The 13,426-nt window shown below is 70.6% G+C and carries 12 protein-coding genes; 11 read left to right on the top strand and 1 reads right to left on the bottom strand.

What is annotated here, in order from left to right:
* Positions 1-156: 156 nt before the first annotated feature.
* Complete coding sequence (locus OO67_RS03340) at positions 157-1,962, bottom strand: bifunctional metallophosphatase/5'-nucleotidase (RefSeq protein WP_033297073.1); 1,806 nt, start codon at positions 1,960-1,962, stop codon at positions 157-159.
* Between the two features lie 178 nt (positions 1,963-2,140).
* Between OO67_RS03340 and OO67_RS03335 the strand changes: the two genes are divergently transcribed.
* From OO67_RS03335 to pstA, 11 genes are all read left to right on the top strand, one after another.
* A complete protein-coding gene (locus OO67_RS03335) occupies positions 2,141-2,488 on the top strand; it encodes a DUF1016 N-terminal domain-containing protein (RefSeq protein ID WP_051709107.1) in 348 nt (115 codons plus the stop codon).
* Positions 2,478-3,401 carry a mycothiol synthase gene (gene mshD, locus OO67_RS03330; RefSeq protein ID WP_033297072.1) on the top strand — a complete coding sequence of 308 codons (924 nt, stop codon included), beginning with the start codon at positions 2,478-2,480 and terminating at the stop codon, positions 3,399-3,401. Before OO67_RS03335 ends, mshD begins: the two co-directional genes overlap by 11 nt.
* 92 nt (positions 3,402-3,493) lie before the next feature.
* The gene (locus OO67_RS03325) at positions 3,494-3,901 is read left to right on the top strand and encodes a GntR family transcriptional regulator (protein ID WP_033297071.1); all 408 of its coding nucleotides are present in this window, start codon (positions 3,494-3,496) and stop codon (positions 3,899-3,901) included.
* Entirely contained in the window at positions 3,901-4,794 is an 894-nt protein-coding gene (locus tag OO67_RS03320; RefSeq protein WP_033297070.1) for an ABC transporter ATP-binding protein, read from the top strand. The genes OO67_RS03325 and OO67_RS03320 overlap by 1 nt, the downstream gene beginning before the upstream one ends.
* Positions 4,791-5,765 (top strand): hypothetical protein, encoded by a 975-nt coding sequence (locus tag OO67_RS03315; RefSeq protein WP_033297069.1) that lies wholly within the window; start codon positions 4,791-4,793, stop codon positions 5,763-5,765. Before OO67_RS03320 ends, OO67_RS03315 begins: the two co-directional genes overlap by 4 nt.
* Positions 5,766-6,056: 291 nt before the next feature.
* A complete protein-coding gene (locus OO67_RS03310) occupies positions 6,057-8,303 on the top strand; it encodes an RNA degradosome polyphosphate kinase (protein WP_033297067.1) in 2,247 nt (748 codons plus the stop codon).
* Positions 8,290-9,282: a CHAD domain-containing protein gene (locus tag OO67_RS03305; protein WP_033298637.1), complete on the top strand. Its 993-nt coding sequence runs from the start codon at positions 8,290-8,292 to the stop codon at positions 9,280-9,282. Before OO67_RS03310 ends, OO67_RS03305 begins: the two co-directional genes overlap by 14 nt.
* Positions 9,279-9,695 carry an NUDIX hydrolase gene (locus tag OO67_RS03300; RefSeq protein WP_033297066.1) on the top strand — a complete coding sequence of 139 codons (417 nt, stop codon included), beginning with the start codon at positions 9,279-9,281 and terminating at the stop codon, positions 9,693-9,695. The genes OO67_RS03305 and OO67_RS03300 overlap by 4 nt, the downstream gene beginning before the upstream one ends.
* Before the next feature lie 369 nt (positions 9,696-10,064).
* Entirely contained in the window at positions 10,065-11,198 is a 1,134-nt protein-coding gene (gene pstS / locus OO67_RS03295; protein ID WP_033297065.1) for a phosphate ABC transporter substrate-binding protein PstS, read from the top strand.
* Positions 11,199-11,333: 135 nt separating this feature from the next.
* Positions 11,334-12,326: a phosphate ABC transporter permease subunit PstC gene (gene pstC / locus OO67_RS03290; RefSeq protein WP_033297064.1), complete on the top strand. Its 993-nt coding sequence runs from the start codon at positions 11,334-11,336 to the stop codon at positions 12,324-12,326.
* Complete coding sequence (pstA, locus tag OO67_RS03285; protein ID WP_033297063.1) at positions 12,323-13,411, top strand: phosphate ABC transporter permease PstA; 1,089 nt, start codon at positions 12,323-12,325, stop codon at positions 13,409-13,411. The genes pstC and pstA overlap by 4 nt, the downstream gene beginning before the upstream one ends.
* Positions 13,412-13,426: the final 15 nt, after the last annotated feature.

The raw sequence follows: 13,426 nt of genomic DNA, 5'->3' as shown, positions 1-13,426 counted from the left end.
AGTCGAAGACGTGCCACCCGGCCGCCGCAGCGGTGCGCCCCTGCCCCCGGACGCACGACGGCCCCGAACCGTGGAGGGCTCGGGGCCGTGGAGAGACGCGCGGCGGCGCCGTCGGACCGGTGGGCGGTGACGGCTGTGCCGTGCGTCCCGGCCGGACTACTGCACGATCGTGATCCGGTCCGTGGCCGGCGGGGCCAGCGGGGCGTCAGCCGTGGAGTGCGCCGCCAGGTAGGCGTTGAACAGGTCCAGGTCGGATGCGCCGACCAGCTTGTTCGTGCCCTGGCCGAGGGCCGCGAAGCCGTCGCCGCCGCCCGCGAGGAACTCGTTCATCGCGACGCGGTACGTCTTCGCCGGGTCGATCGCCTCCCCGTTCAGACGGATCGTGTCCGCCACCACCCGCTCGGCGCCCGACTTCGTCAGGTCCAGCGTGTAGGTGAGGCCCTTCGAGACCTGAAGGATCTTCGGGGACGCCGCGTTGGAGCCGCTGACCTGCTGCTGGAGCGCGGTGACCAGCTGGGCGCCGGTCAGGTCGACGACGTTCATCATGTTGGTGAACGGCTGGACGGTGAACGCCTCGCCGTAGGTCACCACCCCGTCGCCCTCACCGCCGGACGCCGCGTACACCAGGTCGGAGCGGATACCGCCCGGGTTCATGAACGCGACGACCGCGCCGCCCTTGTCCGCCGGGGCCAGGCCCTCAAGCTGGGCGTCGGCGATCAGGTTGCCGAGCGGCTTCTCCGGGGCCGTGGAGCCGCGGCCGTTGATGTCGGCGGAGATGAAGCCCTGCGGACGGCCCGCGATCGGCGCGGCGAGTGCGTTCCAGCGGGCGATCAGCGCGGTCATGTCGGCGGCCTTGGCCTGGTCCCGGCTGACGACGTGGTTGGCCGACTTCACCGACGTACGGACGATGTCCTTGGTACGGCGGTCGTAGGTGAGGGTCGTGTCCGTGTAGACCTTGCCGAACGAGGAAGCCGAGGTGACCATGCGCGGCTTTCCGGACGGGTCAGGGACCGTGCACACGTACGCCTGGTGGGTGTGGCCCGTGACCAGGGCGTCGACCTTCGGCGTGATGCCCTTGGCGATGTCGACGATCGGCCCGGAGATGCCGTCACCGGCGCCCGGACTGTCGCAGTCGTAGTTGTACGAGGTGGAGGCCGGGGCCCCGCCCTCGTGGATCAGGGCCACGATGGACTTGACGCCCTTGCGGTCCAGCTCCTTGGCGTACTTGTTGACCGTCTCGATCTCGTCGTGGAACTTCAGGCCCTTGACACCGTTGGCCGTGACGATGTTCGGCGTGCCCTCCAGGGTCACCCCGATGAAGCCGATCTTGACGCCGTTCTTCTTCCACACCGTGTACGGCTTGAGGACCGGCTTACCGGTCTTCTCCTCCGTCACGTTGGCGGCGAGGTACGGGAAGTCCGCGCCCTTGAACTTCTTGCCCTTCTCGTAGCAGCCCTCGACCGGGTGGCATCCGCCGTTCTGGAGACGGGCGAGCTCGATGGCCCCCTCGTCGAACTCGTGGTTGCCCACGGCCGTCACGTCGAGGTCGAGCCCGTTGAGCGCCTCGATGGTGGGCTCGTCGTGGAAGAGTCCCGACAGCAGGGGGCTCGCGCCCACCATGTCGCCGCCGGCCGCGGTGACGGAGTACGGGTTCCCCTGGCGCGCGGTGCGCAGCGAGGTGGCGAGGTACTCGACGCCACCGGCCGGGACGGACTTCACCGTGCCGTCGGCCTGCGTCTCACTGACCGTCCCGGCGGATCCGGCCGGCGGTTCCAGGTTGCCGTGCAGGTCGTTGAAGGAGAGCAGCTGCACGTCGACCGTGCGGGACGGGTGGCCGTGCCCGGACCCCCGGTCCTGGGCGCCGGCCGGCATCGCGGCGACGAGCGCGCCTGCGGTGGTCAGCCCGGCCACGGCGGCGAGCACCCGCCGGGTCGCACGGTTCTTCTGCGGAGTCGCTGACATCGGTCCCCTTCGAGTCTCTGGATCCTGCGTGCCGCAGCCTAGGGTCAACGCGCGTAGCGCGACAGATATCCGGGGTTACGAAGTGATTGCCTCGCGCTCGGAAAGGTGCCGATCACCCATAAAGCGTACATATGCGAGCAGAAACGTCACCGCACGCATACGTACCGGAAGCCTGTCCATGGACAACGAACTCACGACCGAGGCGGCGGTACCGGCTCAGGGCCGGACCGAACTGCCCGCGGGCTTCCACGAGATGGTCGACGACCTCAAGCCGATCGTGCGGGGTGCGCATGTGCGCGCACAGCTCAAGGTGAACACCGAGATGCTCCAGATGTACTGGGAGACCGGGCGGACGATCCTGAAGCGCCAGGGGGAGGAGAAGTGGGGGACGAAGGTCGTCGGCCGGATCGCCACGGAGCTGCGGACCGAGTTCCCGAACCAGCGGGGGTTCAGCCACAGCAACGTCGAGTACATGCGCCCCCGCCGCCCCGCCCCCGCCCCGTACGCTCGTACTCATGACGACTGACGCACCCCTCCCCTCCCCCGGGCGCGAGATCGAGACCCTCGACGCGCTCACCCCCGAGCAGGCCGACGCCGTCCTCGCCCTCCTCGTGGAGGCCGCCGGGACCGACGGCCGGCAGGCCGTCTCCGAGCAAGGGCGGCTGCAGTTGAGGGGCGGGCACCGTGACGGCGTCCGGCATTTCCTGCTCACCGTCAACGGCGAACTGGCCGGATACGCGCAGCTGGAGGACACCGACCCCGTCGAGGCCCCGGCCGCCGAGCTGGTCGTGGCCCCCGCCCACCGGGGCCGGGGACACGGCCGGGCCCTGGGCGCCGCGCTCCTCGCCGCGACCGGGAAGAGGCTGCGGGTCTGGGCGCACGGCGGCAAGTCGGCCGCCCGGCACCTCGCCCAGGTGCTCGGCCTCTCCCTCTTCCGCGAGCTGCGCCAGCTGCGCCGTCCCCTGTCCGACCTCGACATCGCCGAACCGGTCCTCCCGCCGGGCGTCACCGTCCGCACCTTCGTGCCGGGCCAGGACGACGCGGCCTGGCTCACCGTCAACAGCGCCTCGTTTGCCCACCACCCCGAGCAGGGCTCCCTCACGCAGCGGGACCTGGACGACCGGAAGGCCGAGCCCTGGTTCGACCCGAAGGGCTTCTTCCTCGCCGAGCGGGACGGCGAGATCATCGGCTTCCACTGGACGAAGGTGCACGCCGAGGACGAACTCGGCGAGGTCTACGTCGTCGGCATCCGGCCCGACGCCCAGGGCGGCGGCCTCGGCAAGGCACTCACCGCGATCGGGCTGCGGTACCTGGCCTCCCGGGGACTGCCCACGGCGATGCTCTACGTGGACGCCGACAACCCGGCGGCCCTGTCGGTGTACGAGCGGATGGGCTTCGCGACGCACGAGCTCGACCTGATGTACCGCACGGAGTCCTGAGCACTCCCAACCCACTCCGGGGCGGCGTCACTTGACGCCGCCCCTTCTTTTCGACACCCTTTCACTACTCAATTAGTGAAAGGGTGGTGACCATGGCAGAGTCCGCAGCGGTCGAGTTCCGCATCGACCGGCGCAGCGGCGTCGCCACCTACCTCCAGATCGTGCAGCAGACCAAGCAGGCACTCCGCCTGGGTGTGCTGGAGCCGGGCGACCGGCTGCCCACGGCCCGTGAGGTCGTCGAGGCCACGGCGATCAATCCCAACACCGTGCTCAAGGCCTACCGCGAACTGGAACGCGAAGGCCTCGTCGAGGCCCGCCGCGGCCTCGGCACCTTCGTCCGCCGGACCCTCGGCAGCGCGGCGGTGACGACCGACCCGCCCCTGCGCGCCGAACTGGCCGAGTGGACCCGCAGGGCCCGCGCCGCCGGACTCGACAGGGACGACGTGCACGCGCTCTTCACCGACGTACTGGACAGCACATTCAAGGGGGACCAGCACTGATGACAGGCGCCGCGATCGAGGCGAACGGCCTCGGCATGACCTACGGACGTAAGCGCGGGTGGGCGCTGCGCGACTGCTCGTTCCGGCTGCCCGCCGGACGGATCTGCGCACTCGTCGGACCCAACGGAGCCGGGAAGTCGACGCTCCTCTCCCTGGCGGCCGGCCTGCTGCGGCCCGCCGAGGGCTCGGTACGGGTGCTCGGCTCCACGCCCGCCGAGGCCCGGCCCCGTATCGCGTACGTCTCCCAGGACAAGCCGCTGTACCCGCAGCTCACCGTGGCCGACACCCTGTGGGCGGGTGCGGAGTTGAATCCCGCCACCTGGGACCGCGCCGCCGCCGACCGGATCGCCGGGCCACTCCCGCAGGACGCGAAGGTCCGGGCGCTCTCCGGCGGGCAGCGCACCCGCCTCGCCCTCGCGCTCGCACTGGGCAAACGGCCCGAACTGATGCTGCTGGACGAGCTGATGGCCGACCTCGACCCGCTCGCCCGTCACCAGCTGATGGGCCTCCTGATGGCCGAGGCCGCGGAGCACGGGACCACCATCGTGATGTCCTCGCACATCCTCACCGAGCTGGAAGGCTCCTGCGACTACCTCCTGTTCGTCGACGGCGGCCGGGTGCGGCTCGGCGGCGAGAGCGACGACATCGTCGCGGCGCACGCCCTGGTCACCGGGCAGGCCCGTGACCTCGCCCCGCACACCGTCGTCGAGTCCCGCACGACGGGGCGTCAGCTCACCGCGCTCGTACGGAGGGAAGGCCCGCTGGACGACACCGTGTGGGACGTCACGGAACCCTCCCTGGAAGAGCTGCTCCTGGCCCACCTCCGCTCCCCCGAGGCCCCGCCGCTGCTCACCCCGAGCGCGCACGCCCGCCAGGAGGTGGCCGCGGTATGAGCACCCTCACCACGCTGCGCGGGCCCGCCCGCGTCGTCGTGCGCCAGCACCGGTGGACGCTGTGGATCGCGGGCGGGCTCGCCTTGGCCGGGGTGATCATCCTGATCGTGACCGCGCTGTGGTCGGCCCACGTCGTCGACGCCTTCGAGTCGGGCCCCTGCTCTGCCGAGGGAGATCCGGGCCGCAGCTGTTACCAGCCCGTGCGCGACTACATGGACACCATCTTCGCCCTCAGCAAGGCGTTCGACCACACCGCCACGGTGCTCATGGCCCTGCCGCTGCTCATCGGCGTGTTCGTCGCGGGACCGATGATCGCCAGGGAACTGGAGAGCGGCACCTTCAAGGTCTCCTGGACGCAGTCCGTGTCGCCCGCCCGATGGCTCGCCGCCAAGCTCGCCGTGCCCGCCGCGCTGCTGCTGGCCGGTGTGTCCGTACTGACGGCCGTACTCACCTGGGCGCGGTCCTATGCGGACACGCCCTACCCGGTCCAGTGGCATGACGCACTTGTCTTCAGCACTTCGGGAGTGCTCCCCCTCGCCCATGCCTTCTTCGGGATGTGCGTCGGAGCGCTCGCCGGCCTGCTGGTACGCCGCACCCTCCCCGCGCTGACCGTCTCCGCTCTCGTCACCGGCACGGCCCTCACTGCCCTTACGTACTGGCGCCAGGAGCTGTGGCCCCCGCGAACGCTCACCGGCGAGACCCTGAACGCCGCAGAGGGCATGTGGTGGGTGGAGACAGGCGACCTCACCAGCAGCGGCGAACGGCTGACGCAGACGGCGTGCTCACAGTCCGCGTCCGAGGCGGACCGGCTCCAGTGCCTGGCCGACCACGACATCACCGGGCACTACCTCGACTACCACCCCGCCTCCCATTTCTGGCCCATCCAGCTCGTCGAGACCGGCATCCTGCTCGCCCTCGCCGCCCTGGCCCTCGCCCTCGCCTTCCGGATGCTGCGCCGCCGCACCGGCTGAGAGCCGCCCCCTGTCCGGGCCCCGGGGGGAGTCCGGACAGGGGGTTCACCTACGGTGAGGACGGGGGAGTACGGGGAGTACGGGGACGCCCCCCGCAGTCACACCGCTTCCTGTACGTCATGTCACCGTTACCGGCCATTCAGACAGCCTTGCGACCCTCACGGGATGCAGCCAGCTGTGCCCGCCCCCCGCAACGGGAGCGGCCCCCGTCCAGGGCCCGCTTCCGCTTCTTCCGCGATCTTTATGGGCTCCGACGCGCCTGAGGAGCCGAAGGCGCGGAAGAATAGGTCCATGAGCCAGCAGCCCAGCTCCGAGGTCCCCGTCCAGCCCGCGCAGCCGTCGGTCGGCTCCCTCGCCGCCCACCGGCCGCACGCCGTCGCGGGCTCGGTGCCCGCAGCTCTGTCCACAGCGGCCGATCTGGACCCCGATCTGGACAACGACCCGGACGCGTACGAGCCCGAGACGGACGGCGACGAGCTGCCGCAGGGCCGGTTCCTCGACCGGGAACGCAGCTGGCTCGCGTTCAACGAACGCGTTCTGGAACTCGCCGAGGACCCCGCCACCCCGCTACTCGAACGGGCTAACTTCCTCGCGATCTTCGCCTCGAACCTGGACGAGTTCTTCATGGTCCGGGTCGCCGGTCTCAAGCGCCGTATCGCGACCGGTGTCGCCACCCGGTCCGCGTCCGGGCTGCAGCCCCGCGAGGTCCTCGACCTCATCTGGACCCGCTCCCGCGAGCTCATGGCCCGCCACGCCGCCTGCTACCAGCAGGACATCGCGCCCGCCCTGTCCGACGAGGGCATCCAGCTCGTCCGCTGGCCCGACCTGACCGAGAAGGAACAGGCCCGCCTCTTCACCTTCTTCCGGCAGCGGGTCTTCCCCGTGCTGACCCCGCTGGCCGTCGACCCCGCGCACCCGTTCCCGTACATCTCCGGGCTGTCGCTGAACCTCGCCGTTGTCGTGCGCAACCCCGTCAGCGGTCACCGGCACTTCGCCCGCGTCAAGGTACCGCCGCTGCTCACCCGCTTCCTGGAGGCGTCCCCGCAGCGTTACGTCCCGATAGAGGACATCATCGCGGCCCACCTCGAAGAGCTCTTCCCGGGCATGGAGGTCCTCGCGCACCACATGTTCCGGGTCACCAGGAACGAGGACCTGGAGGTCGAGGAGGACGACGCCGAGAATCTGCTCCAGGCCCTGGAGAAGGAACTCATGCGGCGCCGCTTCGGCCCGCCGGTCCGCCTGGAGGTCGAGGAGTCCATCGACCCGTACGTCCTGGACCTGCTCGTCCGAGAGCTGAACATCTCCGAGACCGAGCTCTACCCGCTGCCGGGCCCGCTCGACCTCACAGGACTGTTCGGCATCGCGTCGCTGGACCGTCCCGAGCTGAAGTACCCCAAGTTCATCGCCGGCACCCACCGCGATCTCGCCGAGGTCGAATCCGCCTCCGCGCCCGACATATTCGCCGCCCTGCGCGAACGCGACGTGCTGCTGCACCACCCGTACGACTCGTTCTCCACCTCCGTCCAGGCCTTCCTGGAACAGGCGGCGGGTGACCCCGACGTCCTCGCGATCAAGCAGACGCTGTACCGGACCTCGGGCGACTCGCCGATAGTGGACGCCCTGATCGACGCGGCGGAATCCGGCAAGCAGGTCCTCGTCCTCGTCGAGATCAAGGCGCGCTTCGACGAGCAGGCCAACATCAAGTGGGCGCGCAAGCTGGAGGAGTCCGGCTGCCACGTCGTCTACGGCCTCGTCGGCCTCAAGACCCACTGCAAGCTGTCGCTCGTCGTCCGCCAGGAGGGCGACACGCTGCGCCGCTACTCCCACGTCGGCACCGGCAACTACCACCCGAAGACGGCGCGGCTCTACGAGGACCTCGGCCTGCTGACCGCCGACCCGCAGGTCGGCGCGGACCTCTCCGACCTCTTCAACCGGCTCTCCGGCTACTCCCGCCGCGAGACCTACCGCCGGCTGCTGGTCGCCCCCAAGTCCCTGCGCGACGGTCTGATCGCCCGCATCAACAAGGAGATCACCCACCAGCGCGCCGGCCGCAGCGCCTACGTACGCATCAAGGTCAACTCGATGGTCGACGAAGCGGTCATCGACGCCTGCTACCGGGCGGGACAGGCCGGCGTGCCGGTCGACATCTGGGTGCGCGGCATCTGCGCCATCCGCCCCGGTGTCAGCGGCCTCTCCGAGAACGTCCGGGTCCGCTCGATACTGGGCCGCTTCCTCGAACACTCCCGGCTCTTCGCCTTCGGCAACGGTGGCGAGCCCGAAGTGTGGTTCGGCAGCGCCGACATGATGCACCGTAACCTCGACCGCCGGATCGAAGCACTGGTCCGCGTCACCGACCCCGCGCATCGCGCCGCCCTCAGCAGGCTCCTGGAAACAGGCATGTCCGACACCACCGCCTCCTGGCACCTGGGCCCCGACGGAAACTGGACCCGGCACTCCACGGACGCGGACGGGCAGCCGCTGAGGCACGTACAAGAGATGCTCATTGACGCCCGGAGGCGCCGGCGTGCGACGCCCTGACCACCAGACGACGACCCTTACCGCGGAAGCGGTCCTCGCGCCCTACCTGCGCGAACAGGCCGCCTGCTTCCTACGGGGGCTGCGGCTGCACCGCGAGCACAGCGCCCCCGCGGACGCCGGCACACAGAGCGCCGACGAGGCCGCCCGCGCGCTGCGCCACGCGGCGCGCCGGATCAGCGGCACCCTGCACACCTTCCGGGGAGCCCTCGAGCCGGCCTGGTCCGACCAGCTCCGTGCGGAACTCGCCTGGCTCTCCGGCACCCTCGCCCGGGAACACGCGTACGCCACCCGGCTCGGGCGGCTGCTGGAGGCCCTGCACCAGCTCTCCGGTGCCTCGCTCCCGGCGGCCAGGACCCCTTCGGGGGACGGCCCGGACGGGAGCGACAAGGAGCGGGCGGCGCTCGGCGTCGGCACGGCCCGGGCAGGCGCCCTCCTGGAACGGCGGCTGACCCTCGCCCGGACCCGCGCGCACTCGGCTGCGCTCCAGGCGCTGGGCTCCTCCCGCTTCCACGCGGTCGCCGACGCCGTCGCGCTGCTCGCCTCCGAGGTCCCCCTGTCTGCCGCGGCCGCGGAACCGGCCGCCTCGGTGCTGCACGCCCCGGCGGAGCTGGCCGAGCAGCGGATGCTGGACGCTGTGGCAGCCCTCCCGCCCGACGAGGCCGTGGAGCCGTACAACGAGGCCCAGGACGCCCTCTGGCACCAGGCCCGCCTCCTGCTGCGGCTGCACCGGTACGCCCACGAGATGCTGCGGGGCGCCCCCGATCCGGCCCTGGCCGGCCCGGGACACGCCCTGGACCTGCACCGGGACGCCTCGGAGGCCGCGGCGGCGGCGTCCGCGGCGGCGCGCACCCCGCGCATCGCCCCGACGACGGCGTACGCCCTGGGGGTGCTCCACGCCGACCAGCGGCACGAGGTGGAGGCGGCGCGCGCCGTGTTCCGGGAGACCTGGCCGTACGCGGCGGCCGTGACCGCGCCGTGAACGGTCTCGTCCGGGCGGCCGGCTGCGTGCTCTGGCGCCGGTCCCCGGACGGCGGCCTGGAGATCTGCCTGGTCCACCGACCCCGCTACGACGACTGGTCCTTCCCCAAAGGCAAGCTGAAGCGCGGCGAGACGGCCCTGGAGGCCGCCCTGCGCGAGGTGCTGGAGGAGACGGGCCACCACTGTGCCGTGGGCGCAGGCCTGCCGACGGCCCGGTACACGGCGAACGGGCGGCCCAAAGAGGTCAGCTACTGGGCGGCGGAGGCGACGGACGGCGCATTCGTGCCCAACGACGAGGTCGACCGGCTGGCATGGCTCTCCCCCGGCTCCGCCCGCGACCGCCTGAGCCGCCCCGGAGACCGGGTCCAGCTGGACGCCTTCCTGCGCGCCGGGCCGGCGGACGCGCACGCCTGACCGTCGGATTCAAGCCGCACCGCACCACCGGGCCCGCCCGGCGGCCGAGGACGCTCCCCGCCACCCGGAGCGCTCCCGCGCCCGCCCGGCAGCACGCACGCACGAACCGGCCAGGTCACCCAGGCCCCAGGAGGCCCGTCCCGCCCCTGGTGACGTGACCAGGCCCACCCGCGCCACGCCCCATACGCCGCGGAACCAGCCCGCCCAGCACGGTTCACCTGCCGTTCACTCTGCCCCGTAGGGCGCTTCACCTGTTCTGCCTAATTTCGGACGTACACGGTGCACGGCGCCAAGCCGGCGCACCACTCCTCATCGCACGCCGCCTCGACCCCACCAGCCGCGGCGGCTCCTGGAAGGAACACCCCGAAAGTGAAGCTTCAGCGCAAGAACCGGCTTCGTGCCACCGCGCTCGGTGCCCTCGCCGTCTCCGGCGCCCTGGTCCTCACGGCGTGCGGTTCGGACGACAACACCGGCACCGACGCGGAGGGCGGCAAGACGAGCGCCGCCGCGTCGAACATCAAGTGCGACGGCGCCGAGGGCCAGCTGCGCGCTTCCGGGTCCAGCGCCCAGAAGAACGCGATGGACCTCTGGGTCAAGAACTACATGGCCGCCTGTTCCGGTGTGGAGATCAACTACGCCTCCTCCTCCTCCGGCGAGGGCATCGTCGCGTTCAACCAGGGCACCGTCGGCTTCGCCGGCTCGGACTCGGCCCTGAAGCCCGACGAGGTCGCCGACTCGAAGAAGATCTGCAAGACGGGCCAGGGCATCAACCTCCCGATGGTCGGCGGACCGGTCGCGATCGGCTTCCACCTCGAGGGCGTCGACAGCCTGACGCTGGACGCCTCCACGCTCGCCAAGATCTTCGACACCAAGATCAAGAAGTGGAACGACCCGGCGATCGCCAAGCTCAACGAGGGCGTCAAGCTGCCGGACAAGGCCATCCAGCCCTACCACCGCTCCGAGGACTCCGGCACCACGCAGAACCTCGGCAAGTACCTGAACGCCGCCGCCCCGAGCGACTGGAAGTACGAGGCCGAGAAGAAGTGGCCCGCCCCCGGTGGCCAGGCCGCGTCCGGGTCCTCCGGTGTCGCCAGCCAGGTGAAGGCCGTCGACGGCTCCATCGGCTACTTCGAGCTGTCGTACGCCAAGTCGCAGGACATCACCACCGTCGACATCAACACCGGCGGCGCCGCCCCGGTCGAGGCCACCTCGGAGAACGCCTCCAAGGCCATCGCCGCCGCCAAGGTCAAGGGCACCGGCAAGGACCTGGCGCTCGAGCTCGACTACACCACCAAGGCCGAGGGCGCCTACCCGCTGGTCCTGGTGACGTACGAGGTCGTCTGCGACACCGGCAACAAGCCCGAGACCCTCGACACCGTCAAGTCCTTCCTGGGCTACGCCGCCTCCGCGGACGGCCAGAAGGTCCTGACCGACGCCGGCTACGCCCCGATCCCCGAGGCGATCAACGCCAAGGTCCGCGAGACGGTCGCCGGCCTCAAGTAACACCGCCACCGCACGACACGCACGCACAGGCGGGCCGGTCCGGCGCACCCCTCCGGACCGGCCCCCACCGCCCGACCCATCCGGTGCACCGCCGCCAGGGGAGCCAGCCGCTCCCCCACACAGACCGGAAAGACCATGGCTTCCACGACACCACTCGACATTCCACCGGCTCCGCCGGAAACACGCAGCCGCCCCAGGTCCACCGGGCGGGCGGGCGACAAGGTCTTCCTGGGCCTCTCACGCGGCTCGGGCATTCTGCTGCTCGTGATCATGGCGTCGATCGCCGTGTTCCTCAGCTACCGCGCCTACCTCGCGCTCTCGGAGAACGAGGGGAACTTCCTCACCACCTTCGACTGGAACCCTGCCGGTGACCCGCCGGTCTTCGGCATCGCGGTCCTGCTCTTCGGCACCGTCATCAGCTCGATCATCGCGATGGTCATCGCGGTTCCGATCGCTGTCGGCATCGCCCTCTTCATCTCGCACTACGCGCCGCGCAAGCTGGCCGCCCCCCTCGCCTACGTGATCGACCTGCTCGCCGCGGTACCCAGCATCGTCTACGGCATCTGGGGCGCTCTCGTCCTCGTCCCGTACCTGGAGGGCCTGAACCTCTGGCTCGACCAGTTCTTCGGCTGGACGTACTTCTTCGAGAAGACCGAGATCGGCGCCGCCCGTTCACTCTTCACCGTCGGCATCCTGCTCGCGATCATGATCCTGCCGATCGTGACCAGCGTCAGCCGCGAGGTCTTCCTCCAGGTCCCGAAGATGAACGAGGAAGCGGCGCTCGCCCTCGGCGCCACCCGGTGGGAGGTCATCCGTCTCTCGGTGCTGCCCTTCGGCCGCTCCGGCATCATCTCGGCCTCGATGCTCGGCCTGGGCCGTGCGCTCGGCGAGACGATGGCCGTCGCCACGGTCCTGTCGCCGAGCTTCCTCGTCTCGCTGCACGTGCTCAATCCGGGCGGCGGGACCTTCGCCCAGAACATCGCGGCCAAGTTCGGTGAGGCCAACCCCCTCGGACGCGACGCCCTGATCGCCTCGGGTCTCGTCCTCTTCATCCTCACCCTGCTGGTCAACGGCGCGGCCCGGCTCATCATCGCCCGCCGCAAGGAGTACTCGGGGGCCAACGCATGACCCACGCCACCACCACCGACATCCAGGACGACCGTCCGCGGATCGCACCGGAGCCCGCCAAGGGCGGCCTCAGCAGCCGCACCCTCCCGCGCTGGTCCCCGATCGGCTTCGCCGTCGTGGCGATCGCCCTCGGGGTGGGGATCTCCCTGGCAGCCGGCTGGCACAGCCGCATCCAGTGGGGCCTGATCTCCGCCCTGCTCTTCCTCGCCGTCTCGTACGTCGTGACGACCGTGGTCGAGAACCAGCGCCAGGCAAAGGACCGCCTGGCCACCAGCATCGTGTGGGTCTGCTTCCTCATCGCCGTCGTCCCGCTCGCCTCACTGCTCTGGACCACGATCGTCCGTGGCTCCGAGCGCCTCGACGGCTACTTCCTCACCCACTCGATGGCCGGCGTCCTCGGACCCGAGCACAGCGGTGGTGTCTACCACGCGCTGATCGGCACCCTGGAGCAGGTCGGGATCGCCACGGTGATCGCCGCACCGCTCGGTCTGCTGACCGCGGTCTACCTGGTCGAGTACGGCAAGGGCTCGCTCGCCAAGGCCGTCACCTTCTTCGTCGACGTCATGACGGGCATCCCGTCCATCGTGGCAGGTCTCTTCATCCTGTCGATCATGCTGATGGCGGGCATCGAGCCGTCCGGCCTGATGGGCGCGCTGGCCCTGACGATCCTGATGCTCCCCGTCGTGGTCCGCTCCACCGAGGAGATGCTCAAGCTCGTCCCCAACGAGCTCCGCGAGGCCTCCCTCGCGCTCGGCATCCCGAAGTGGCGCACCATCCTGAAGGTGGTCCTCCCGACCGCGATCGGCGGCATCACGACGGGCGTCATGCTCGCCATCGCCCGTATCGCCGGTGAGACGGCACCGATCATGCTGCTGGTCTTCGGCAGCCAGCTGATCAACAGCAACCCCTTCGAAGGCGCCCAGTCCTCGCTGCCGTTCTACATCTACGAGCAGTACAAGGTCGGCGAGGTCGCGTCCTACGACCGCGCCTGGGCCGCAGCCCTGGTGCTGATCGCCTTCGTCATGATCCTCAATCTGGTGGCCCGCGGCATCGCCCGCTGGAAGGCCCCGAAGACCGGCCGCTGAGGCCACGCAGAAAGC

It is taken from the genome of Streptomyces atroolivaceus (assembly GCF_000717025.1).
In the GTDB taxonomy this organism is placed as follows: Bacteria; Actinomycetota; Actinomycetes; order Streptomycetales; family Streptomycetaceae; genus Streptomyces; species Streptomyces atroolivaceus.
This window is presented reverse-complemented; position numbering and strand designations above follow the sequence as displayed.

What these genes read in the sequence shown, in the direction of transcription:
- mshD (WP_033297072.1), top strand. Translation starts at nt 2,478, where the DNA reads ATGACGACTGACGCACCCCTCCCCTCCCCCGGGCGCGAGATCGAGACC.
- OO67_RS03320 (WP_033297070.1), top strand. Translation starts at nt 3,901, where the DNA reads ATGACAGGCGCCGCGATCGAGGCGAACGGCCTCGGCATGACCTACGGA.
- OO67_RS03335 (WP_051709107.1), top strand. Translation starts at nt 2,141, where the DNA reads ATGGACAACGAACTCACGACCGAGGCGGCGGTACCGGCTCAGGGCCGG.
- OO67_RS03315 (WP_033297069.1), top strand. Translation starts at nt 4,791, where the DNA reads ATGAGCACCCTCACCACGCTGCGCGGGCCCGCCCGCGTCGTCGTGCGC.
- OO67_RS03325 (WP_033297071.1), top strand. Translation starts at nt 3,494, where the DNA reads ATGGCAGAGTCCGCAGCGGTCGAGTTCCGCATCGACCGGCGCAGCGGC.
- pstC (WP_033297064.1), top strand. Translation starts at nt 11,334, where the DNA reads ATGGCTTCCACGACACCACTCGACATTCCACCGGCTCCGCCGGAAACA.
- pstA (WP_033297063.1), top strand. Translation starts at nt 12,323, where the DNA reads ATGACCCACGCCACCACCACCGACATCCAGGACGACCGTCCGCGGATC.
- OO67_RS03310 (WP_033297067.1), top strand. Translation starts at nt 6,057, where the DNA reads ATGAGCCAGCAGCCCAGCTCCGAGGTCCCCGTCCAGCCCGCGCAGCCG.
- OO67_RS03340 (WP_033297073.1), bottom strand. Translation starts at nt 1,962, where the DNA reads ATGTCAGCGACTCCGCAGAAGAACCGTGCGACCCGGCGGGTGCTCGCC.